At 42.0% G+C, this 21,994-nt stretch carries 23 protein-coding genes and 1 pseudogene; 22 read left to right on the top strand and 2 right to left on the bottom strand.

Annotated elements, in window-relative coordinates:
• Positions 1-3: 3 nt before the first annotated feature.
• The 7 genes from H581_RS0104850 (at position 4) to H581_RS0104820 (ending at position 6,873) form a co-directional block, all read left to right on the top strand.
• Entirely contained in the window at positions 4-1,767 is a 1,764-nt protein-coding gene (locus tag H581_RS0104850; RefSeq protein WP_028609042.1) for a LytS/YhcK type 5TM receptor domain-containing protein, read from the top strand.
• Positions 1,757-2,509: a LytR/AlgR family response regulator transcription factor gene (locus H581_RS0104845; protein WP_028609041.1), complete on the top strand. Its 753-nt coding sequence runs from the start codon at positions 1,757-1,759 to the stop codon at positions 2,507-2,509. The genes H581_RS0104850 and H581_RS0104845 overlap by 11 nt, the downstream gene beginning before the upstream one ends.
• Before the next feature lie 159 nt (positions 2,510-2,668).
• The gene (locus H581_RS0104840) at positions 2,669-3,013 is read left to right on the top strand and encodes a DUF485 domain-containing protein (RefSeq protein WP_036717795.1); all 345 of its coding nucleotides are present in this window, start codon (positions 2,669-2,671) and stop codon (positions 3,011-3,013) included.
• Positions 3,010-4,545, top strand: a complete 1,536-nt coding sequence (locus tag H581_RS0104835; RefSeq protein ID WP_028609039.1) for a solute symporter family protein — start codon at positions 3,010-3,012, stop codon at positions 4,543-4,545. Before H581_RS0104840 ends, H581_RS0104835 begins: the two co-directional genes overlap by 4 nt.
• A 204-nt stretch (positions 4,546-4,749) precedes the next feature.
• Entirely contained in the window at positions 4,750-5,289 is a 540-nt protein-coding gene (locus tag H581_RS33060) for a DivIVA domain-containing protein (RefSeq protein WP_036717793.1), read from the top strand.
• 150 nt (positions 5,290-5,439) lie between these two features.
• On the top strand, positions 5,440-6,024 hold the full coding sequence (locus H581_RS0104825; RefSeq protein WP_028609038.1) for a TetR/AcrR family transcriptional regulator: 585 nt from the start codon (positions 5,440-5,442) through the stop codon (positions 6,022-6,024).
• Between the two features lie 99 nt (positions 6,025-6,123).
• Complete coding sequence (locus H581_RS0104820) at positions 6,124-6,873, top strand: SDR family NAD(P)-dependent oxidoreductase (protein ID WP_028609037.1); 750 nt, start codon at positions 6,124-6,126, stop codon at positions 6,871-6,873.
• Positions 6,874-7,206: 333 nt separating this feature from the next.
• Here H581_RS0104820 and H581_RS0104815 read toward each other — a convergent pair whose 3' ends face one another.
• The gene (locus H581_RS0104815; protein ID WP_028609036.1) at positions 7,207-7,386 is read right to left on the bottom strand and encodes a hypothetical protein; all 180 of its coding nucleotides are present in this window, start codon (positions 7,384-7,386) and stop codon (positions 7,207-7,209) included.
• 443 nt (positions 7,387-7,829) lie between these two features.
• On the opposite strand from H581_RS0104815, the gene H581_RS0104810 reads away from it, so the two are divergent.
• The 7 genes from H581_RS0104810 to H581_RS0104775 all read left to right on the top strand — a co-directional run bounded on the left by H581_RS0104810 (position 7,830) and on the right by H581_RS0104775 (position 13,399).
• The gene (locus H581_RS0104810) at positions 7,830-8,531 is read left to right on the top strand and encodes an HAD family hydrolase (RefSeq protein WP_028609035.1); all 702 of its coding nucleotides are present in this window, start codon (positions 7,830-7,832) and stop codon (positions 8,529-8,531) included.
• A 222-nt stretch (positions 8,532-8,753) separates the two neighbouring features.
• Positions 8,754-9,407 carry a hypothetical protein gene (locus tag H581_RS0104805; RefSeq protein WP_028609034.1) on the top strand — a complete coding sequence of 218 codons (654 nt, stop codon included), beginning with the start codon at positions 8,754-8,756 and terminating at the stop codon, positions 9,405-9,407.
• A 568-nt stretch (positions 9,408-9,975) separates the two neighbouring features.
• On the top strand, positions 9,976-10,227 hold the full coding sequence (locus tag H581_RS33055; protein ID WP_036717789.1) for a DUF3986 family protein: 252 nt from the start codon (positions 9,976-9,978) through the stop codon (positions 10,225-10,227).
• A gap of 324 nt (positions 10,228-10,551) precedes the next feature.
• Complete coding sequence (locus tag H581_RS0104795) at positions 10,552-11,124, top strand: hypothetical protein (RefSeq protein WP_051250465.1); 573 nt, start codon at positions 10,552-10,554, stop codon at positions 11,122-11,124.
• A gap of 486 nt (positions 11,125-11,610) precedes the next feature.
• Positions 11,611-11,829: a hypothetical protein gene (locus tag H581_RS0104785; RefSeq protein WP_156889500.1), complete on the top strand. Its 219-nt coding sequence runs from the start codon at positions 11,611-11,613 to the stop codon at positions 11,827-11,829.
• 208 nt (positions 11,830-12,037) lie between these two features.
• On the top strand, positions 12,038-12,547 hold the full coding sequence (locus H581_RS0104780) for a DinB family protein (protein WP_028609030.1): 510 nt from the start codon (positions 12,038-12,040) through the stop codon (positions 12,545-12,547).
• A gap of 189 nt (positions 12,548-12,736) precedes the next feature.
• A complete protein-coding gene (locus tag H581_RS0104775; RefSeq protein ID WP_028609029.1) occupies positions 12,737-13,399 on the top strand; it encodes a 3'-5' exonuclease in 663 nt (220 codons plus the stop codon).
• Between the two features lie 862 nt (positions 13,400-14,261).
• Here H581_RS0104775 and H581_RS33050 read toward each other — a convergent pair.
• Positions 14,262-15,264, bottom strand: a pseudogene (locus tag H581_RS33050) (MerR family transcriptional regulator).
• Positions 15,265-15,461: 197 nt separating this feature from the next.
• On the opposite strand from H581_RS33050, the gene H581_RS0104760 reads away from it, so the two are divergent.
• From H581_RS0104760 to H581_RS0104720, 8 genes are all read left to right on the top strand, one after another.
• A complete protein-coding gene (locus H581_RS0104760; protein ID WP_028609027.1) occupies positions 15,462-16,748 on the top strand; it encodes an amidohydrolase in 1,287 nt (428 codons plus the stop codon).
• Between the two features lie 224 nt (positions 16,749-16,972).
• Positions 16,973-17,614, top strand: coding sequence for a hypothetical protein (locus H581_RS0104755; RefSeq protein WP_028609026.1), 642 nt, complete (start codon positions 16,973-16,975; stop codon positions 17,612-17,614).
• A 614-nt stretch (positions 17,615-18,228) separates the two neighbouring features.
• A complete protein-coding gene (locus H581_RS33045) occupies positions 18,229-18,711 on the top strand; it encodes a hypothetical protein (protein ID WP_211231448.1) in 483 nt (160 codons plus the stop codon).
• A gap of 144 nt (positions 18,712-18,855) precedes the next feature.
• Positions 18,856-19,260: a GNAT family N-acetyltransferase gene (locus H581_RS0104740; RefSeq protein WP_028609025.1), complete on the top strand. Its 405-nt coding sequence runs from the start codon at positions 18,856-18,858 to the stop codon at positions 19,258-19,260.
• Positions 19,261-19,517: 257 nt separating this feature from the next.
• Positions 19,518-20,288, top strand: coding sequence for a hypothetical protein (locus tag H581_RS0104735; RefSeq protein ID WP_028609024.1), 771 nt, complete (start codon positions 19,518-19,520; stop codon positions 20,286-20,288).
• 105 nt (positions 20,289-20,393) lie between these two features.
• Entirely contained in the window at positions 20,394-20,867 is a 474-nt protein-coding gene (locus H581_RS0104730) for an HIT family protein (RefSeq protein WP_028609023.1), read from the top strand.
• Between the two features lie 21 nt (positions 20,868-20,888).
• Positions 20,889-21,401 (top strand): NUDIX domain-containing protein, encoded by a 513-nt coding sequence (locus tag H581_RS36245; RefSeq protein WP_051250464.1) that lies wholly within the window; start codon positions 20,889-20,891, stop codon positions 21,399-21,401.
• A gap of 136 nt (positions 21,402-21,537) precedes the next feature.
• Positions 21,538-21,777 (top strand): hypothetical protein, encoded by a 240-nt coding sequence (locus tag H581_RS0104720; protein WP_156889499.1) that lies wholly within the window; start codon positions 21,538-21,540, stop codon positions 21,775-21,777.
• Positions 21,778-21,994: the final 217 nt, after the last annotated feature.

Here is a 21,994-nt window from a genome sequence, read left to right as displayed (position 1 = left end):
CTTGTGGAACAGCTTGCGCTTGTCTTGTTCGAGCGAATGGGGATGCTCTTGATCCTTATGTTTATACTGACCCGCATCCCGTTGTTCCGAAATATATTGGACCGGGATATCAATCTTCGAACGGGAATTGTTTTTGCCGTATTGTTCGGCCTGATCGGTATTGTAGGGACGTACGCCGGCGTCGCCGTGAGTCCGGAGGAGACGGGCTCCGCGTTCTGGGTAACCTCGCTTGCCCCGGATGAAATGATGGCGCATTCCGCGCTCATCGGCATTGTAATGGCCGGATTGCTCGGAGGCGTTTATGTCGGTGCCGGAGCGGGGTTGCTGACAGGCCTGCATGCTTATTTTTTGGGAGGACTTGCCGGCGTCTCCTATGCGGTTTCTTCTCCGCTCATCGGCCTTCTGGCGGGATTCGTCGCTCGTTTCTTCTATGAGGAGCGGATTATCGCCCCGATTAAAGCGATGTTCATCGGGGTGTTTGCCCCTATCCTTCAGATGGGGGTCCTATTGATTGTCACCACCTCCTCAGAGACGGCTATCGAGCTCGTTAATCGGGTGGGTGTTCCTATGGTCATTACGAACAGTATCGGAATCGCCATATTCGTCGCGATGATTCAGGTTGCTCTCAAGGAAGAGGAGCGGGCAGCGGCGCTTGAAACTCAAAGGGCGTTTACCATTACAGAAATGGTCCTTCCTCACCTAAAGCAGGGATTATCCTATGAGACGGCACGGGAGACGGCAGCCATTCTGCTGCGGGAATTGCAGGCCGACGCCGTGGGCGTTACGGACACGGAACGGATTCTTGCGCATGCCGGCATCGGCACGTCCCGGCACGTCCCCGGGGAATCCATTGTAACGGAATTGTCGAGAAAGGCGATTCGTACCGGTACGATTCAGATTGCGGTTAACCGGGAACAGATCCAGCCTCATCATCCCGATTTGGGGGCGGCCATCATCGTGCCGTTCGACCAATCGGGCAGGACAGCCGGGTTAATCAAGCTTTTTTTTCGCAGATCCAAACAGATCCGCAAGGTGGAGATTGAATTTGCATACGGTTTGAGAAAGCTGATCTCCAGCCAGTTGACAAGCGCGATGGGCGAGAAGCTGGAAGCGCTGATGAAGGATGCGGAGCTCCGGGTACTGCAGGCGCAGATTAATCCGCATTTTCTGTTTAATACGTTAAATGCCATTGTAACCTTAATCCGGACCGATCCGGACCATGCACGACATATGACGGTGCAGCTGGGGCAGTTCATGAGGATGAACTTGACGATGACCCAGTCGCAGCTTATTCCCCTATATCGGGAGATGGAGCATCTGAACACCTATTTGGAGATTATCCGGATTCGGTTCGCCGATCAATTGAAGGTGGAATGCGTATCGGAGCCGAATCTTGAGATGGTTCTGATCCCGCCATCCACGCTTCAGCCCCTCGTTGAGAACAGCATCCAGCACGGGCTTAAGAAAAAAACAAACGGGGGATGGGTTCGAATTGAAATGAAGCGGGAAGGGGATGCGGTGCGAATCATCGTAGAGGACAACGGTGAAGGAATTCCGGACAGCCTCCTGGACAAGCTGGGTACGGTCCCGATGAGCGGAAGCGGGAGCACCGGCCTGGGCGTTCATAATGTCAATCAGCGTTTGGTCAGTTTACTTGGCCCGGAAGCATCGCTTACGTACGGGAACCGTCCCGAGAGCGGGACGCGGATAACGTTTGCCGTCCCCTGCGGCAACGGGGAATGGAGGGGGAAAATCAATGAAGCTTAGAATCATGATCGCGGAAGATGAGCGGTTGGCAAGGGAGGAGCTCATCTACCTGCTGTCGAAGGAGCCGGACGTTGAGCTGGTACCGTCGGCTGCCAGTGGAGTTGAAGCATTGGAGCTGGCGCAGAAGCATAAGCCCGAAGTTGTCTTTCTTGATATCGAAATGCCTGAGATGAACGGTATTCAGGCGGCTCACCGGCTGTATGAGATGGATATCCGGCCTTTCCTTGTCTTTACGACAGCCTATGATCAATACGCGCTCGAAGCATTTCAATTGGAAGCGGTGGATTATCTGCTTAAGCCTTACGCTGAAGAGCGGTTAAAGCAAACGCTTGAGCGTATCCGCGGAAGAAGGTCTGAAGCCGGGACCGATATAAAAACGAAAGCGCCAACGGGCCCCCCTTACAAGAGCGGCAAGCTTCTTGTGGATGACGGCGCCCGTATGGTCGTGCTGGAGGCGGAGCTGTTCCTCTATGCGGTCAAAGAGGATAAGGTAACCCGCATTCATATGTCGGATGGCCGGTCTTATGCGGCAAAACAAACGCTGCAAGAGCTCGAGGAGAGGCTGGGACCTTCGTTCTTCCGTCCTCATCGGAGCTATCTGGTCAATCTGGATTATATTTATGAGCTAGAGCCTTGGTTTAACGGCGCCTACAATGCCATTTTAAGAGATCCGAATCGGACTCAAATACCGGTTTCCCGTTTGGCGGCCAAAGAAATGATCCGGCTGCTGCAAGGGCATTAATCGTTATAGTTGTACGTTCAGGACGGTTTCTGGGTATGTAAGGAGCGATTTTCGACGTTTCGCACCGAAATCGTTCAATGGCGGAAAATATTAACTATAATATATGAAGCGCTTACAATATAGATATACCGAAACCGTTTACCTTGCGCAATTCATCAAATGGAGGGAATCGCGTTGAGAAAGAACCAGTTAACGTACAGCGACGTTGCCCGTTCGGAGCTCTTCCGCAAGCTGATGGCGAAGAAGAAACGTTTTATCATTCCGATGACCTTATTCTTCCTGGCGTATTACTTTACTCTTCCGGTCCTGACGTCATACTCCGAGGTGTTGAATAATAGGGCTGTCGGCTCGATTTCCTGGGCGTGGGTCTTTGCGTTCACCCAGTTTATTATGACATGGGCGTTATGCTCCCTCTATTCCAGGAAATCCAAAACCTTCGACGCGCTTTGCGAAGAGATCAAAGATCAGGTGCAAGCCGCCGAAGAAAGGCGGGCTGACCGATGAATACGGCGTTTTTGTTATTTCTCGTCATCGTGCTGGGCACGCTTGTCATTACCTATTATGCAGCCAAAAAAACAAAAACGGTGAACGAATTCTACACTGCCGGCGGTGGATTGACAGGTTGGCAGAATGGGCTTGCCATTGCCGGGGATTACATGTCTGCGGCTTCCTTCCTCGGGATTGCGGGAATGATCGCGCTGTTCGGCTTTGACGGATTTTTCTACAGCATCGGTTTCCTCGTCGCCTATCTGGTCGTGTTGTATCTCGTAGCGGAGCCGCTGCGGAATCTGGGTAAGTATACGATGGCGGATATGATTGCGGCACGCTTCGATAACAAAAAAATTCGCGGTGTCGCAGCGCTCAATTCGATCGTCATCTCCATCTTCTACATGATCGCCCAGCTGGTCGGCGCCGGAGCGCTCATCTCGCTTCTTATCCCCGGCCTCGATTACACGGCATCCGTGCTGATCGTCGGAGTGCTTATGACCGTTTATGTTGTATTCGGCGGCATGACAGCGACGAGTTGGGTGCAAATCATCAAATGCGTGCTGCTAATAGCCGGCACGTTCATTATTTCGCTTATTGTTTTCGCAAAATTCAATTTCAATATCGGGTACATGTTCGACGCAATGCGGACGGCGACCCCTCTGAAGGAGGCGTTCTTGAATCCGGGCAACAAATTTGCGAACGGACTCGATACTCTTTCTCTTAACTTGGCGCTCGTGCTGGGGACGGCAGGCCTGCCGCATATTCTGATCCGTTTCTTCACCGTTAAAGACGCGCCGACCGCAAGAAAATCCGTTGTCGTTGCCACTTGGATCATCGGGTTGTTCTATGTCATGACGCTATTTCTCGGCTTCGGTGCGGCGGCTTTCGTCGGCAAGGACGCGATTGTGCAAGCGAACGCCGCAGGCAATATGGCTGCTCCTCTTCTGGCCAAAGCTATTGGCGGAGAGTTCTTGTTCGCCTTTGTGTCGGCTGTGGCCTTCGCAACGATTCTGGCTGTTGTCGCCGGTCTAGTGCTCTCCGCCGCCTCCGCCTTCGCCCACGATTTCTATGGCCATATTATCCGGAAAGGGAACGTACGGGAGAAAGAGCAGGTAAGGGCAGCCCGACTGGCTTCCGTGGGCGTTGCCGTTATTTCCATCCTGCTTGCTCTGTTTGCGCAGAAGCTGAATGTCGCGTTCCTTGTGGCTCTTGCCTTTGCCGTGGCCGCCAGCGCCAACCTGCCCGTTCTCGTATTTACGGTATTCTGGAAACGGTTTAACACAACGGGAGCCGTTACGGGTATGCTGATCGGTTTAATTAGCGCTCTCGTTCTTGTAGCAGTCAGTCCTAACGTCTGGGATCCGGTCGCAGGCAAAGCAATCTTCGTCGGCACACCGCTCATTAGCCTGACCAATCCGGGAATCATCTCGATTCCATTAGGGTTCTTGGGGGCGGTTATAGGAACTTATTTCTCTTCCAAGCGGGATGATGCCAAGTTTGACGAGATATTAGTGAAAGCGAACACGGGTATTCGGGAATTGTCGTGATTAGCTTTGAAAGAACAAAAGCCCCGAATAACGGGGCTTAGTCAACAGTCTTAGCGAGTGTATGTCAATCATACGCCCGCTGTTTTTTTTTATAGAGGGGATTATAGATATTTCACGGCCTTTTGAGATTCATCCATTGGAACAGGCTGGTAGCCCTTCGTTACGAACGGGCAGGGAGTTTAGCGTAATCACAATTATGAAATAATGTTAAATAAAGTAGAGGGAAGAATAATTGTTGGTGCCGTTGGTGTATATGGAGATATAACCGGAAATTCAATTAAAAACTTAAGGGATTTTAAGCAGGAGGTAATTATGTTTGAAACGTTGGTTGAATGTATAAAGCAATTTCCAAAACTGGATAAACAATATCAAACGCTACTCTCAGACGGGTTTCATATAACAAATATTATCGTTAGATCAACGCCAAGGGATAATATATCTTATAGTGGGATCGAGATAATAATGGAAAATAACCAAGGCATTACAAAAGTAATAACTTATTATAATGGTTCTGTAAAAATCATTTCATCCGAAACAATTCATAACAGCGATCAAAAAAATGATGAAAATATGATATTAACATCTAAATTAATCCTTCATAAAGAATTTGATAAAAGTTTCTTTGGAGGTTATAAAACGGACAAAGTAAATACTTTTCTTGACATTATCGTCAATGACTACAAATACATTGAGAATGTGTTGTTACCAGAGTACAAAGAATTAAAAAGTTTGTACAGGCAGTAATATTGTTCGCCGTCTCGATGTTTGGCGGGAAGTGGTGCGGATTCGCCATTCGGTTTGGCGGAGCCAAGGAATATCAGGAGTTGACACCGAATGAGAAAATGGCTATGTTTTATATAGACCAATCGCTATAATTCGGAAAGGAAACTGACAATGGAACGAACATTATCGGCCCGCGAGCGACTGATCCAAGCGACTTCCCATCTGCTTGAACTTCAGGGCTATCACGCTACAGGTCTTAATCAAATCATAAAGGAAGGAGGAGCACCCAAAGGTTCGTTGTACTACTATTTTCCAAACGGGAAAGAGGAGCTGGTCGCAGAATCGGTCGGAATCCACGGGCAGGCGGTAACCGAACAAATTCGAAAGGCGCTTGCGAATGTAACCGATCCAGCTGATGCCGTACACGCTATCGTAACGTATGTTGCCCGCAAGTTTGTGCATTCCGACTTTATTAAAGCGGGATCAATCGCTTCCGTTGCTCTTGAGACCGCTCATACAAGCGATAGACTTCGGAAAGTCTGCGGTGAGATTTATATAGCATGGCAGAACGCTTATGCCAACATGCTTATCGAACATGGATTCAGGACCGATAGAGCGGCTCGAATCGCAATGCTCATTACTGCCTCAATCGAGGGCGCCGTCGTACTTTGTCGCACGTATCGCAGCCCTGAACCGTTGTTATCCATTGCAGAAGAATTAAAGCTGTTGATAGTACAGGCACAGAAACAAGTCTGACTCTTAATGCCAGCAATAGCCGGTAAACGTCGGTGTGTTGTTGGTTTCATTTTCGAATAATTATGTAGACTGGTCTATCTGTTGACGGGGGGAATATGTATGGATCTTGGATTGTCAGGTAAAGTTGTGCTTGTTACAGGCGGTTCAAAAGGAATTGGCAAGGCCACCGTTCTTAGGTATGCAGAAGAAGGGGCCAGAGTTGTGTTCACATTTGCCAGTGATTCCTCAGCTTCGTCAACGGTCGTTAAGGAAATTGGAGAACGCGGTGGGATTGGCGAAGCCGTCCAAATGGATTTAACCCGAAGTTCCTCCATCCAAGAGACGATATCCAGAGTAGGCAGGAAATTTGGTGCCATTTCAGTTCTGGTCAATAATGCTGTTACCGGTGATCGGCATCCCGTTCGTATTGCGGAAAGTGACCCGGAAGAATGGCTTCAAATGATTGACCACAATCTTAAATCGGCATACCTGGTTACAAAAACGGTACTGCCGTTCATGAAAGGTCAATGGGGACGTATCGTTCATGTCTCATCGGAGATAGCGGAGGATGGCATGGCTGGCGCATCCTCCTATATGACGGCAAAAGCCGGACTACACGGTTTCAGCAGAGCACTCTCCGTTGAACTTGCGAGTGAAGGAATATTTTCCAATGTTGTCTTGCCCGGCCTAACGCTGACTGAACGTAACTTGAGGGATTTTCCGCCTGAGATGCTGCAGAAGTTCGCCTCATCCATGCCAACAAGGAGACTGGGAACGCCGGAAGATGTAGCAGGTCTCATTGCATTTCTTGGTTCGGCGGCCAATTCCTTTGTCAATGGTGAAATGATACGTGTAACGGGCGGCAAATAATCTGAAAGGAGTTGCAAACCATGAGGGAACAGGGTCATGCAATCCATATCATCGGAATTTGTGGCAGTACAAGAGTCGGTTCTTACAATCGTACGTTACTCCAAGCAGCGGCAAGTTTTTTTCCAGAGCAAAGAAGCTAACATTTTTGGACATTAGGTGAGTTAATCTTTACTGAGGATCAATTAAGAGAGGGAAAGGATGCTCTTACACAGAAAGATGAATTGGATGATTGAGCTCACGTGGAACGATTGTTCAATAAAAAATGGAGCTGCATCAGCAGCTCCTTAAAAGTTATTCCAATTGATTCAACTTACGTTAAAGACTTGCCTTAACTCAAATACTGTTTATCGTAGTTCCTATGTTCTCCATAACCTCTTCTGTTCGTTCCATTAGACTTGGCTCACTTGGAACCTTTTTAGTTGCCTGTCCATCCAGAATTATGGCTGCTTCATCACCATTCATTTCGTTTCGATCCTCCGTATGGATAACCGTTTTGTGCCCGCTTTTTTCCATTTTTGACTCCTTTGTATACCTACTAGTTTTTAAAAACACGCTACTATTATTCCGATATTCCAATCCTTTATGCAAATAATTTATTTGTTTTAGCTGACCTAGACTGGATTTGTTAAACCTTCGCGATTTTAAAATTAGAGAATCAGAAGCCTACAAATAGACTGACACCTGATTGCGTTACGAGAATTGTTCCACAAAAATCAACTACACTTACTTGTCCTTCGATATAGGTTTCTAACTTATCAATTACCTGTTTTTCGAAAAATTTGAATCGCTTTTATTCATTATTAAAAGAGAAGTTTATTAAAGAAACCACTCCAGCATAAGGAGTAGTTGTTGTTAAGCTAACGGGTACGATAGCGCAATAATTATGACTGAGCAGGCGCCGCGGCGACCTGCTCCTGATCGTTTGAATATCTGTAAGAAAGAGAAAGGAGAAGAATATGTCTTATAAAGTCATACTATTTGACTTAGATGATACCCTAATTCATTTTGAAGACTATTGGAAAGTAAGCCTTCTGGAAACTTTTCGTCAACATCATTCCACTAAAGAATATGATGTAGATCTCTTGTTTGATGTGTACTGGAGGCAGAATGGGGTTTTCGAAGAGATGTATCATAAACAAGTAATTACCCTACAACAGTTTCGAAATTACAGATTGATACATGCATTAGCCGAGTTTAACAAAGAAATTAATGAAGCCATTGCAAATGATTTTAACAACTTACATAAGGAAGTAAGTAAGACATTCATGAAAGCTAATCCTAATTTAGTGGAATTACTGCTCGATCTACAGCAGAACTATTTGCTAGGAATTGTTACAAATGGGATTGCGAATTGGCAATACGACAAGTTGGAAGCTATGGGAATAAGAAGTTTCTTTCCGACTGGTTCTATAATCATTTCTGATGAAATAGGTTTTGAAAAACCTAGCCCAGAAATTTATTATAAAGCACTGGAGTATTTTCAATCCTCACCGGATGATGTAGTGTATATTGGTGACTCATGGAAGAATGATATTGAAGGACCTGGTAATGTGGGGATCCGTTCGATTTGGCTAAATAAGAAAAATGAAGAGAATCAAGGGAACTCCAAGTTAATTGGTGTAATTAAAGACATATTAGAAATCAAGGAATATCTGTAGGTTGATCTTTAGTATAAATAGGCTTCCTTGCGGGAAGCCTTCGTTACGCTAACGGGTACGATAGTGGGGGAGCTGCCGCGAGGTCAGCTCCTTTTTAATGCTCATTTAAGTAACTTGCAGGCTAGTTGAAGAAGTTAATAGTATCAGGGAAACGAAAATGATGGGTCAATGTGTTAATATGTAAATATAACTATTCTGATTTTTTTAAAAGAGGCGATTAAAATGAAGGTAGAAATAAACTACTTCCCGCCCGAAAAAGTAATATCTGTACCAGGTTTGGAATCCACTTATCCGTTTGACATTGACGGTGATTTCAAATACATCGTAAATTTTTGTGACATCCTTGAAGAACTTTTTTGCATCTGGATGAATAACCCGGATTATTATCCGATTTATTCCCTTGCTGAAATCTATGATTCCCAACAAGAAGAATACGAAGAGCTGTTTCAAATGCAAAATATGACGTTCACCTACATGAAGGGAAGCAGAAAAAATACGTTATTTATGAAGGTCGTTATCCGCACTCCTCATCAATTCAATCAATATTTTCCTTATCTATATGGGAACGGAAGCATGAATAACTTGACCTTATGGTCTCTAAAACAGGACAGTTTTAGGCTTGAGGAAAGGGAATATGAGGCACCTTCCCCTATTAAACGGACTAAAAAAAATCGAACCATTCTCGTCAAACCAAAATGGGTGGCGATTACTCCGGTGGCAACTATGACCGAAAATTCCACTATGTTTTGGGTAGGGCCTGACGGTAATTATATTACCGCATTCTCAAGTGATGAGCAATTTTCAACAGTGGAGTCTCTTCAAAAAATAGTACCAGAAAATATCGAGTTAGTGGTTGTGGATTATGCGATGGAGTAGTGCTTTTTGAACATCGAAAGGGATACCCGCGTGTAGCCCTTCGTTACGCTAACTGGCAGATTAACACAATAAATTCTCCCCATTCTTGCAACATTAGAATTTTAGCGTAACGTCTATAATAGCAAATGCTAATTATTGGGGGGCAATGGGCGTGGGGTCTATTCATGAATTAGGGATATGCACTACTATTTCATGTAATCTGAATCTACAAACAGAAGGTGATAATATGAGAGTATTGTTTTACTTTATTTTGTACGCCATATTCACCTGTTTAACTTTGGCATGCATTAACTTATTTTTTAATCACATTGTGTATATAGGACCTCCGAAATGGTATGAAACGCCATATTTTCGAACAACCTGTCTCTTGATCATTTACCTAACAGTATCCTATTATTTCTTTCGAAAGAGGAGGTAAGGCTTACGATATTATGGACATACAACTAAGAAGCTCCTTTTTTGCTGTCTAGATTATGTGAGGACTGTTCAATTAACCTATGAAATTATTATTACGCTAACAGATGACGAGAGTTCAATAAATTATAGAAGTAAAGGAGATAAGGATTAATTGGAAATAAGCCATTGGCACTTGGGTTATTACAAGGATGGTAATGACATAGAAGCTGTTGGTTTTTTTGAAGAGGACAGTTGGGTTGTTTACTACGATGATAGTAACGATAGTGGATTATTTGTTAAGTCTCAGCCAAGACATGAATTGTTTGGTGTTGTGATTTTTAAGGTTCGTGACTACGAAGAAGCAGAAAATAAATTTTATGAATGGGTAGAACGCAGTCTACTTCCATATAGAAAAAAACGCTAGTCCTTTTGTTACGCTAACGGGTACGATAGTTAAATAGCACATCGATGAGCAGGCGCTGCAGTAGCCTGCTCATTTTATTTAGCGAACGGGCAGATTAGCTCCATAAATTTCAACGGGACCGCCAACTGCCGTGCAGCTAGAAACCAGTTTTTGTATGTAAAATTGGATATTGGTAATCATAAAAAAGTTAGTAATGGAACCTTTTGATTTTACAAGAGAGTGAGAAACGTTCGCGTGACGTAAACGGTTAAATTTTTTTTGCTACCACCCGATCACCATAGGGTAATTCAGCGTAGAAGCATCTAAGAAAAAGGGGGATGTGAAGTGAATTTTCGAATGATTGTTTTACTCCTTGTATTTATGACTGTTGTGGTAGGTTGCACAAACGAAAAAGACGAAAGTAAAAGATTGAATGCGGGAGCTGAAAAAGTGGTTAAATTACGAGATGTAGAAAGTTATTTTAAAAAATCCCTTGAAGATGAACTTGGTAAGGATTTTAGTGATATAGCAAAGTTTTGGGAAGTGTTTAAAGTATTTTCTAAAGAAGAGGTTGGCGATGAGGGTCGTGAGGTAGAATCGGGTTTACTCTATGAATGTGGATTTTCAGACCTAACAGGTTTTTCTCTTGGTAAAGAACGGTTTTATGTAAATTTTGTTCGTCAATTCTCCGTTTATGAAGACAATGGTGAGTACTCGCATATGGAACAACTTATAAGCCATTTCGTTTTTGAACCAACAGATGAGATAAGTAAACTTGAACATGATGCATTATGGTACTTTTTTGATGAAGGCGGTGATTTAGAGGATTATTTTACTGAAGTAGAAAATCATGAATCGTTTAAAGTAGCTTTGAAAAATAAACCGATACAGTATGAGATATATCAAACGGAAATTTGAACTAATGGGTACGTTAGCTCCATAGACGAGGCTGCCAGCAAAGAACGGCACCTCGTCTATGGAGCTAACTGGCAGTATAGCGTAACTTTGTATAGATAAATACGTATTGAATTAATCAATTAAATGAGATTAGGACGTGCTCTAATATGCTCATAATATTTCTAATTGGTTTTATCATGGTCACAGTGATGTTCTTTATGATCTTTTATAAATTGATTGAAAAAATAATGAAACTCCGCAAACTATATAATGGGATCCTTTCAGGTACGATTGTATTTGTTATTATGTATCATTGGATGATGAGCACGTTGAAGAACTTACTAACTCCTATGCCATGAGACTCCAAATGATTGAACTAACGGGTACGATAGCTCAATAAACAATTATGATGAAGCTGCCGGCATGAACGGCAGCTTCATTACGATAACGGGCAGGATAGTTCCAATTTATGTTAAACTAAAAGTTGAATATGAGGGGGTGTTTTTCATGGAAAAACAGGAAGTATTCATGAAGGGTTACTTGAATCGAGGTATTAAAATAACCTATCTAGATAACTTAACTGTAACAGGGATATATCTTAGCTATTATTATTTTAACAATGTTATTGTTATCATGCCGACCGAGGCTCGTGACGATACGCGTCTACTGATTCCATTAAGCGCGATAAAAACAATAGAACCTTGGCCTGACGAGGATGATGATTGAATTAACGATTAGCGATGCTAATGGTCCTTGCAGTCATTAGGCTAACGGGGAACGATAGTTCAATGCCGAAGGGTTGTCGCGTAGCAGCCCTTCGCTCAACTAACGGGCAGTTTAGCGTGGTAAAAGTAATTGTAGTTGACCCATTGTGTTGGGGAACATTTGTTTGGTAATTTTAAGAGTATGGAAACTTTTACTAGGAGGACGTTAAATGGAAATCGCCTTAGAGCTAATTGAAAGCATGTTGGTTAAGTTCAGGTCAGAGAAGAAATGGACTCTCCAAGCGATTGAACAATTGTCTGAGGAAGATATTACTTCGTCCCTGACATCGGAAAGTAACAGCATTGCTAACTTAGTTGCTCATATTAGAGGTGCAGTACACTCACGAATTGAAACAATTCTTCTAGAAATTCCAGACACAAGAGATAGAGATAAGGAATTTGAAAAAGGGCTACAAATGTCTAAAGAACAAGCGATAACAATGACCAGAGATTCTTTTGATATTCTTATACAATATCTTGAACATCTCAAATCCACTCCTGAGTTATTAATGTCACAACCCTTCCTTAATCTGCCCCCTCTTACATATAGCCAGGTAAATAACGAGACGACTGCTTTGAATCTTATGATGGCAATGTTTAGAGAGGTCCATTATCATACAGGACAAATCATCTATGCTGCAAAAATAAGGAAAGGGCAGCTGGTTTGGAATTACGATTAGCAAAACACTTGACGGATTCCGTTAAGCTAACGGGTACGATAGTTGAACAAACAAGGAGCAGTTGCTACGACAGCTGCTCCCTTTCTTTGTTAAGCTAACTGGCAGGATAGTGCGAAAGGGCCCATAATTATTAGAACTACCCATATCCTTGTCGTATAATATAATCAATAACAAAAGGAGTTGGCTTATTTGAATATTGATTTTATTTCCGATACTGAGTATTTAGTTTCCGGGGTAACTCTTAAAGATATTCAAAATCAAAGATATTGTGTATTTGATTTTGAAGCGACAGGTATAGATCACGAGTCTGAATACATTACCCAGATTGGAGCTGTTCTAATTGAAGGTAACAAGATTCTCGAGGAAAAAACTTTCAATACATACATAAAGAGCCCCAAAAAAATTCCTGAGGCTGTTGAACGGTTTACCGGTGTCTACAACAAGTATTTAGAAAATGCCCCTACCTTAACTCAGACTTACAAGGAATTTCAAAGGTTTACTAAAGATACGATTTTGGTAACACATGCAGGTTATGAATTCGATTTGCCATTGTTGAATCGTGAATGCCAGAGAAATAACCTAGATATGTTGACAAACACGTGCCTAGATACGAAAGCATTATTCTCATACCTCTATCCAGAAATTAAAGACATCATATGGACAGATTTTTTAGTGAAATATTATGGGATTAAAAACGATGACCTCCGAAGACACGATGCATTAGATGATAGTAAATTAATAGCGAGAATATTTGTAACCTTACTTAAGGAATTTGAAAAACGTGGGAAAAGTGATATTGACTTTATTGATCCAGTCCGGGTAAAAAGGTTTGAAGTTATACCAATGACATAGAGGGTATGAAAAGGCTTATACAATGGCTACTTGTCGTACTTTTTTAAACTATAGCAACAAAGAACTTATAGAAGAAAAATGGGAGTTATCTATTTAGGTTAGAATGAAAGCTTTGAGCTAACGGGTAATGGAAAACGGTTGACTCGGCAGCCTTTTTTATTTGCTCAACGGGCAGACAGATTAATGCAAGGAATAGTTTTTGAACTATAGTACGGGTTTATTACCGAGTCCATTTTAATGCAATTTGTGATTTAAAATAATACAGCCGCTCTGCCACGGGGGATCAAAGCTTGTCAAAATTTCTTGCTGCAATATTTTCCGCTTTATCCGTTTCGTTATTCGCCACAATTTGGGAATATACCCCAATGAACGAAAGAATAGAGAACGTATATTACTATTCATTTGGACATTTATTTTTTTTCGGTTTAACCATTTCATTAGGCTTGTATATCATAATCGCTATTCCAACATCCATATTTATTGACAGTCTAATTTCAAAGAAATTACGGGTTCGTAATTATAAACGTGCTTTTGTAACATTAATCGCATACTGTCTCGGGTTTGGGGTGATAGCCTTACTATATATAGCCATTTCGCCAATGCAAATTGAACGAAATATGGCTAGGTGGTTAATACTAGCCAGCCTAATCATGTTTTCATTCTTTGTGTACCAAGAATTGTTTAAATGGATGGGTAAGAAACTGTTTTTATATTTTACTCACAAAGGGAATGGTAAAGATAGTTGAAAAATAACAAAGGCTGCCGACGGTGCGTGAATCGGTAGCCTTTTCTCAACTATCGGGCAGCATATGTATTGCTAAAAAATAATAATAAAGATGGCTACGCATCGTGCAATCTGTCTTTATCTTATAGGAACAGCATACACGATATGCAGGAGCTCATTAATCTGTTGATGTTTTGTCAGATAACCAAGTTCATCAAACAGATGTAACAAGCCAGAGAGTGAGGGATAGTATAGGTCTTCTCTTTCGATGGCTTCTTGTTGTTTTTCTGTTAACATTAAGTCGGTAATACAGCTACGCCCGTGTGGCTTTAGAACTCGGCGCATTTCATGGATCGCCAGCACTTTCTGCTCGTCAGTTAGATGGTGGAAGGCAAAACTTGTGACTACAAAATCAAATCTGCTTTCCAAATAGGGGATGGCAAGTAAATTCCCTAGTTTCGTCTCTATGTTCGGAAATTTCCTTTGGAAATGTTTCAGCATTTCTTTCGATTGATCTACTCCCACCATTTCTGCGCCTTGTTCCATAAGTTTTCCAGCCAAGTTTCCTGTACCGGTTCCAATATCCAGCCCTTTCTCTCCACTAGCGGGTGAGAGCCATTTCACCGTTAACTGTAATGCTCTGTCATAATCTTTATATTCCAACGAGTCATCATCTAAAACACGCTCATCATGGAACTTTGCTAACCGATCAAAACCCCATTTATCCTGCCAACTGTTTCTCTGCTCACGGAGTCTTTTTGAACCTTCAGCCAGTTGGTATATGTCATCAAGCTTCTGTATTTTCTCTCTTTAAAATACTTATCATATAATCGGTGGTTTCTATAATCTGCTTGATCTCTAGCCACTTGGAGAACATCACCGACCGCTGAAGCTCCAGGTAGTATTGAAGTTCCTGCTTGTCCGCTCCCTCGATTTTCTCAAGGGCTCTTTTAATATCATCAATCGTCATGCCTGCTTCCCGTAACGCAATAATAGTCTGCAAACGCCAGATATCCTGCTCGCTGAATTCTCGGTATTGGTTGTTCGCCTGTTTATCTGGAATGACCAATCCTTTTTCCTCGTAAAAGCGAATGGCGCGGGGAGAAATGTTGAGCTTCTCTGCGACTTCTTTAATTTTCATAATTACCGCCTATCCCATTCGACAACAAAGATTGTCGTAACGTAAAAGTATTTCAGTCTATTGAGTCAACTTCAGGAATAATTTTAAAACCTAATTAGTGGGGGAGCTTTAATTCAAAAGAAAGAAGTATTAGCTTGACCTTCACGTAACGGAAGAGTTTATGCTAATGGTATCATAGATTGGATATAGGAGGAAATATGAAAACACTGATCAGGGACGTTACCATCTTAACAATGAATGATGAGGCTCCGTTTGTAGGGGATATTTTAATTGAAGGAGAGCGAATTACCGATATTCAAGCGGAAGTAATTGCTGATGCTGACGAGGTAATAAAGGCAACGGGCATGGTGGCGATGCCAGGGCTAATTAATGCACATCAACATACGCCGATGAGTTTGCTAAGAGGTTTCTCAGATGATCTCAAGCTCATGGACTGGTTGGAGAAGAAAATGCTTCCTGCGGAAGCCAAAATGACCCCGGAAGATATCTATTGGGGCGCCAAGCTTTCCATGGCTGAAATGATCCGATCCGGCACGACGACATTTGCTGATATGTATATCCATATGAATGAAGTTGCCTTTGCTATTGAGGAAGTCGGAATGCGTGCATCTTTAACCCGTGGATTAGTTTTTCTTGCGGATGACGGAGGCAGAAGGATGAGCGAGGCCCTTGATCTGGTCAATCGTTGGAGTGGAAAGTCTGACGGGAGGATCACGACCATGTTGGGGCCACATTCGCCTTACACATGCCCACCTGAGCCATTTAAGGAAGTGATCGCACTAGCAGAAAAACTGAAAATGCCTATACACACTCATTTGGCCGAGACGAAAGAAGAAGTGATTAAAATAAGAGAGAAATACAATCAGACACCGGCTGAGTTTTTATATAACATCGGTCTCTTTGAGCGAACGCACGCCTTGTTAGCCCACAGTGTGCATTTGAACCGTCGTGATATAGGGTTCTTAAAGGGGATGCACGGAGGGGTCTCCCATAACCCTGTCAGTAACTTAAAGCTCGGATGTGGCATTGCTCCGGTCTTAGACATGATGGAGCAAGGCATAACGGTTGGATTAGGTACCGATGGAGCAGGAAGTGCGACGACTGTTGATATGTTTGAAGAAATCAAAGCAGCGACCTGGCTGCAAAAGTTAGATTACGGTGATCCGACGAGATTGCCGGCATCACAGGCCCTTCATATGGCTACCCGAGAAAGTGCCAAATTGTTAAACATCCATGATGAAGTTGGGACCCTCGAGATTGGTAAAAAGGCTGACATTATTCTAATCGATATGAGAAAGCCCCATTTGCAGCCGATTCACCATATCGAATCTCTCATTGCATACAGCGTGAATGGTGGAGATGTGGATACGACAATCGTGAATGGTAAAACTCTAATGCACGGCAGACAGCTTCTCACCATCGATGAAGAGGAATTGTTTAAACAGGTTTCCAGTCGTTCCAAGAGGATTACAGAAGGTCTATAAGTTTAAAACGTTTGTATGTTGGGAAGCGATCACACACAATCTAATTCAAGAACACATGTACCATAAAAGTATTACGCTAAAGGGTACGATAGTTTAATGCCGAAGGGCTATCACGTTACAGTCCTGCGCTTAACTAACGGGCAGTTTAGTTCCAATTTGTGGTAATATAGGAAGGGGTTCGAATGAGGCTAGGAAAGTTAATTCCTTATATAGAGGAGTGATAGATGTTGAAGCAAATGGGATTAGTTTTATTAGTGCTAGCTATGATGTCCCTTGTGTCAGCATGCAGAAGTGACAACACAGATAAGACCGTGAGGCCCGAAACCACCATGGAAGTCCAAAATAAGGACCAAGTAAAAGAGCCTTACAATAATGGTATAAACACGACTCCTGGTAAGGAATCCATTAAAAAGTTCTCTTATCTGAAACAACTGTCTCTAGATAAACAGGAGGCCTTTACTCGATTTAAAGCTGAGAAGAGCCTGCACAACCTTTACAATTTTACCCCTGAGGACATGGTACTGGTGTATCTTTACTGTCTATCAATAGGCGACCCAGATTTGATATATGAAATTACTTATAATGGGGGGCAACTACCTAACCAAGATAAATTTCGGGAAGATTATTTTGAGTATGCAATGAATTATGATTCTGAAACAGCAGTACATTACAGATATTATGATTCTATAAGAGTGGATGAGAGTACAGCTGAGGAGAATAAGGTTACGGTGCTTATTACGGTTAGTGTAGAAACAACGACACATTCCTTGGCTTTAGGAGTACAAAAAGAAAATCAGGTATGGAAGTTGGATATCTACCATCTGATAAAAGAATATATAAATAAAGCTAGCAAGAGTAAGACATGATAGGTTTTGAAAACACCGTACAGTTTATACATGGTCTCATTAGTAAAAATCCTTTCCCTAAAGAACTTAAGTTTTTTGTATCGTTTGTGGAACAAACTTTGTTGAAGGTGAAATAAAAGGTGATGGAAATGTTCATCCCAAAAATAAGTTCTTAAGTCTAGGATCTCCTCTTCTTCTTACCATTTGCCTAGAATGTGGAGAGGTAAATTCAATGAGAGTAAAACACTTCGATATATTCAAGAAGTGATTACGCTAACGGGTACGATAGTTCAATGAAAACAAAGATACGGCTGCCGACATATGGCTGCCTTTTTCTCAGAAGGAAAGTTGAATAATGATCGAAAAAACAAAGACAATTCATTGAAGATGAATTGTCTTTTCCCATTAATATTATAGCACAATATGGAATTCATTATCAGTCTGGAAGTTTCATCCTTTGTAAAGTACCCTTAGCTTAATTGCCTATAAGGAGTGATCCGATGAGACTAGGGGAAATTTTTTAAAATAACAGGGGTTTAAGTTTAGGAGATTATTGTTTTGAATCTGACTCAGGACGTGTTGAGCATACAGGTAGTGGCAATATAGTTTTTTATCATTACACAAGGGAAGAAAGAATGGAGCAAATTTTGACTCCAAATAGCGGTTTGTATGCCCGCCTTCGGGTTGATATATGTCCACATCCACCAGAGGAATTTATTGGTTGTTTTATGGCAGAGGGGTTCCTTGAGCCTCTCCCTGATTGGTTAACAAATAGTCCTTATTTTGGTGATCTGGGGATTGAAATGGTTAAGAGGTATATAGGCAATGTTTTGTTAAGAGTTGAATTGCCAAATAGTTATGAAAGTCTGTTTATCGCTGACTACGCGCACAATCTGGAAGCAAATCACTTAAGTTTAAGAGGATTAGCACCTCTTAATCTGGGTTACGATTATAGTACTGGAAAAGAGGTTACTCAAGCCTATGTTAACTCATATATACCTGTAACCAAATACAAAAATGATCATATTGCACCTGTGATGCAAGCGATTCGAAAGGGACAAGGGATAGTTATTCCAGCCGAATGTATAACACTAGCCTTAGAACAACCATTACTCTAACGGGATACGATAGCTCAATAAACAGTTATGATGAAGCTGCTGGCATTATCGGCGGCTTCATTACGCTAACGGGAGGATAGTTACAATATTTGGTGGAATATTTTAAGAGCAACCCATTCGTGAATCGGAAAGGGATGAAAACATATGCTATACGTAACGTCACTTGATGGCATTTTACCTGCTATATTTCACGGCTTCTTTGTAGACTGGCCTAATCCTCCATCGGTCCAAAAACATTATGAGCTTTTGAAGGGCAGCTATAAATTTGTCCTTGCAATTGATGAAAAGGCAAGCGTAGTTGTTGGCTTTATAACAGCGGTAAGTGATGGGGTTTTAGCAGCTTATATACCACTACTTGAAGTGTTACCTGCGTATCAAAAGGAAGGCATTGGAGCTAAACTGGTGGAACGTATGCTTCAGGAGTTATCGGATATATATATGGTCGACCTAATCTGTGATGAAAACCTACAGAGGTATTATGAACGGTTTGGAATGCTTAGAGCACATGGTATGATTACACGTAATTTCTCTTTTCAAGCAGGCAGATGAAGCTAACGAGGAACCGAAGGCGGAAGTCGGTTAATTGGCTATTAAAGCAGCCTTTGAAGAGGTCTGCGTTACGCTAAATGACGTTAGTTGAACGATCCAGGGAGCAGTTTGCTGCGGCAGCTGCTCCTTTTCGCATTAAAGTAACGGGCAGGTTTGCGTAATTGTCAGATGTATAAGTTTTTAAGGGTAAACCCCATAAAATGGGCAACCCATGTTAAAATATTAAATATGAATTTATACATGGGGGAAAGTATGCAATGGTCACAGGAGAGTTTCTAGAGAACGTAAAGTTATTGATACAAATGCATTCCGAGGGACATCTTGGTGGAGAAGTAATGCCTGAGGATGTTCTCTTGGGCGTTGTTCCAGAAGAAGAATTAATGAACGTGCTGACTCTTGGGATGTCTCTAAATTACCAAAGAAACTCTTATGCATTATGGCGGTCGATTGCACAAGCTTATCTCGATGAAAGTTCACGATGGATATTTGACCCAAGAACTGTCTCTCAGAGCAAAATTGAAGATTTACGAAGTGCGTTGCTATATCACCGTGTTGCTCTGCAACCCAATCGTCACCCTGAAATCTGGAAAAGTGTCTCTAATGGGATAAATGAATCTTCTTTAAGGGGAGACGTATTTGGTTTAATTGATTCAGTTCAATTCGATATTGCAGCTTTAAAAACCATCATGCAAATCAAGAGGAAATCTGAATTCCCTTATCTTTCAGGCCCTAAAATCTTTAATTACTGGCTGTATGTTTTGGAGTCTTATACAGCGGTTAAATGGAAAACTCGTGAACTTATCACAGTAGCTCCTGATACACACATTTTACAAGCAACCGTAAAATTAGGACTGTGTTCTTCAGATGTATTAAACGGGTCGGCAGATGATAGACAAGCAGTTGCTGAGGCTTGGGAAAAGGCGCTTCTGGGTAGTGGGTTGGCACCGATTGATGTTCACACACCTCTTTGGTTATGGAGTCGTGCAGGATTTCCTGAACTATCTTTAAGTGGTTCGCCACTAAGCTAATGAAAAATATAGTTAAGTGGAGGGTCTCGCTTCGCGGCTAACGCAACGAACCTAAACTCACGTCTAATAATCTAGCGGAAAAATATGAAGGGATTGAATGTAAAGATGAAAGCATATTCACATAAGCCTGAAGGGTACGAATGTCCATTTTGTCGTGTTGTTTCGGGAATCGAGCGACCAAATAAGGGGACAAAACAAAGAGATATCATCTACCAGAATGAATATGTAACAGCATTTATCGCGAGCAAATGGTGGGAAAATAATAAAGGACATGTTCTTGTTGTTCCCAATAAACACTTTGAGAACATATACGAACTCTCTGTGGAGTATGCCGCTGAAATACACCGTGCAGCTCAACTAACAGCGTTTGCCATGAAAAGCACATATGGATGTGACGGGATTTCCACGCGGCAGCATAATGAGCCTGCTGGCAATCAAGACGTTTGGCATTACCATCTTCATGTTTATCCAAGGTATGAAAACGATCAGCTTTATCTAACGAAGGGTTCTTATACTGATCCAGATGAACGTCCCTTATACGCTGAAAAGTTACGTTCTTGGATAAGGGAAAACGTTTAATCGGATTTGGAGGGAGATTACATGATTACCCTAAGGCAAATGTCGGTCGCTTTTCTCTTTCATGAAGAAAAAGTGTTATTAATGGAAAAGCCAAAAAATAATAGTTTTGTTTCGGGGATGGTTGTACCAATTGGGGGACACCTAGAGCAGCATGAAATGAATACTCCAAAAGAAGCGTGTTTGAGGGAAGTTGAAGAAGAGACGGGACTGACAAGTGCTGACCTGACAGGATTGGAGCTCAAATATATAATATTACGGATTAAGGAAACGGAGATAAGACTCCAATATGTATACTTTTCAAATGTAAAGCACATGACTGTACGCGAAAGTGAAGAAGGTAAACTGTCGTGGATCGATGTAAAATTAGCTGACGAATTGAATGTGACAGCGACCACGAAATACATTTTTAAACATTTTTCCGAGAACAAAAATTCATCAGAGATTTATGTAGGAACTATGAAATCAGTCGGGAGTGAGCCTGAAATTACATGGGCTTTACTAGAAGATTGGGAAAAAAATAAGTTTTCGCATTAAGCTAACGGGTACGATAGCTCAATAAAGACACGGAGGCAGCCGACCACAATGACACAATGATCGGCTGCCTTTTCCACGCTAACTGGCAGGATAACGCAACCATTACTTGAATAGCATATAAAGATGGGAGGATGAGATGATGGACAAATCTGTTTCAAGTAAAAAAGATATCGTTTCATTATTTTTAGGAATTGTTGCAATACACATGTACGTAATTAGTTTAACAACTGAATCATTTGTTCTTATTGTTGTATCCATTATTGATTCATTGATAGCTTTTTTTCTTGGAATAGGTACCGATAGTGATTATGGACACGGTGGACTAATTATTGGATTATTAGTCTTTATAGCTTCGTTGATAAAACTATTCGTGTAATTTAACGGCTTAACAAAGAAGAACTTCAGCAAAGAACGAACTATTTTGTTACGCTAACGGGTACGATAGTTAAATAACTCGTAAATGAGTAGGTGCTGCGGCGTCCTGCTCTTTTTATTAAGCTCCCTCGGTACGATACAGTTTTCTCACGAATGCTCGCTTATTCGCAGGATTTCACCAGAGGATGAATCGTAATCCGGATTGAATGGGACGAGAG

It is taken from the genome of Paenibacillus harenae DSM 16969, from assembly GCF_000422465.1.
GTDB lineage: Bacteria > Bacillota > Bacilli > Paenibacillales > Paenibacillaceae > Pristimantibacillus > Pristimantibacillus harenae.
Note: the sequence above shows the minus strand (reverse complement) of the source record. Positions and strands in the feature narration are given on the sequence as shown.

What these genes read in the sequence shown, in the direction of transcription:
- H581_RS0104845 (WP_028609041.1), top strand. Translation starts at nt 1,757, where the DNA reads ATGAAGCTTAGAATCATGATCGCGGAAGATGAGCGGTTGGCAAGGGAG.
- H581_RS0104840 (WP_036717795.1), top strand. Translation starts at nt 2,669, where the DNA reads ATGGAGGGAATCGCGTTGAGAAAGAACCAGTTAACGTACAGCGACGTT.
- H581_RS0104835 (WP_028609039.1), top strand. Translation starts at nt 3,010, where the DNA reads ATGAATACGGCGTTTTTGTTATTTCTCGTCATCGTGCTGGGCACGCTT.
- H581_RS33060 (WP_036717793.1), top strand. Translation starts at nt 4,750, where the DNA reads ATGTTAAATAAAGTAGAGGGAAGAATAATTGTTGGTGCCGTTGGTGTA.
- H581_RS0104825 (WP_028609038.1), top strand. Translation starts at nt 5,440, where the DNA reads ATGGAACGAACATTATCGGCCCGCGAGCGACTGATCCAAGCGACTTCC.
- H581_RS0104820 (WP_028609037.1), top strand. Translation starts at nt 6,124, where the DNA reads ATGGATCTTGGATTGTCAGGTAAAGTTGTGCTTGTTACAGGCGGTTCA.
- H581_RS0104815 (WP_028609036.1), bottom strand. Translation starts at nt 7,386, where the DNA reads ATGGAAAAAAGCGGGCACAAAACGGTTATCCATACGGAGGATCGAAAC.
- H581_RS0104810 (WP_028609035.1), top strand. Translation starts at nt 7,830, where the DNA reads ATGTCTTATAAAGTCATACTATTTGACTTAGATGATACCCTAATTCAT.
- H581_RS0104805 (WP_028609034.1), top strand. Translation starts at nt 8,754, where the DNA reads ATGAAGGTAGAAATAAACTACTTCCCGCCCGAAAAAGTAATATCTGTA.
- H581_RS0104785 (WP_156889500.1), top strand. Translation starts at nt 11,611, where the DNA reads ATGGAAAAACAGGAAGTATTCATGAAGGGTTACTTGAATCGAGGTATT.
- H581_RS0104780 (WP_028609030.1), top strand. Translation starts at nt 12,038, where the DNA reads ATGGAAATCGCCTTAGAGCTAATTGAAAGCATGTTGGTTAAGTTCAGG.
- H581_RS0104760 (WP_028609027.1), top strand. Translation starts at nt 15,462, where the DNA reads ATGAAAACACTGATCAGGGACGTTACCATCTTAACAATGAATGATGAG.
- H581_RS0104755 (WP_028609026.1), top strand. Translation starts at nt 16,973, where the DNA reads ATGTTGAAGCAAATGGGATTAGTTTTATTAGTGCTAGCTATGATGTCC.
- H581_RS33045 (WP_211231448.1), top strand. Translation starts at nt 18,229, where the DNA reads ATGGAGCAAATTTTGACTCCAAATAGCGGTTTGTATGCCCGCCTTCGG.
- H581_RS0104740 (WP_028609025.1), top strand. Translation starts at nt 18,856, where the DNA reads ATGCTATACGTAACGTCACTTGATGGCATTTTACCTGCTATATTTCAC.
- H581_RS0104735 (WP_028609024.1), top strand. Translation starts at nt 19,518, where the DNA reads ATGGTCACAGGAGAGTTTCTAGAGAACGTAAAGTTATTGATACAAATG.
- H581_RS0104730 (WP_028609023.1), top strand. Translation starts at nt 20,394, where the DNA reads ATGAAAGCATATTCACATAAGCCTGAAGGGTACGAATGTCCATTTTGT.
- H581_RS36245 (WP_051250464.1), top strand. Translation starts at nt 20,889, where the DNA reads ATGATTACCCTAAGGCAAATGTCGGTCGCTTTTCTCTTTCATGAAGAA.
- H581_RS0104720 (WP_156889499.1), top strand. Translation starts at nt 21,538, where the DNA reads ATGATGGACAAATCTGTTTCAAGTAAAAAAGATATCGTTTCATTATTT.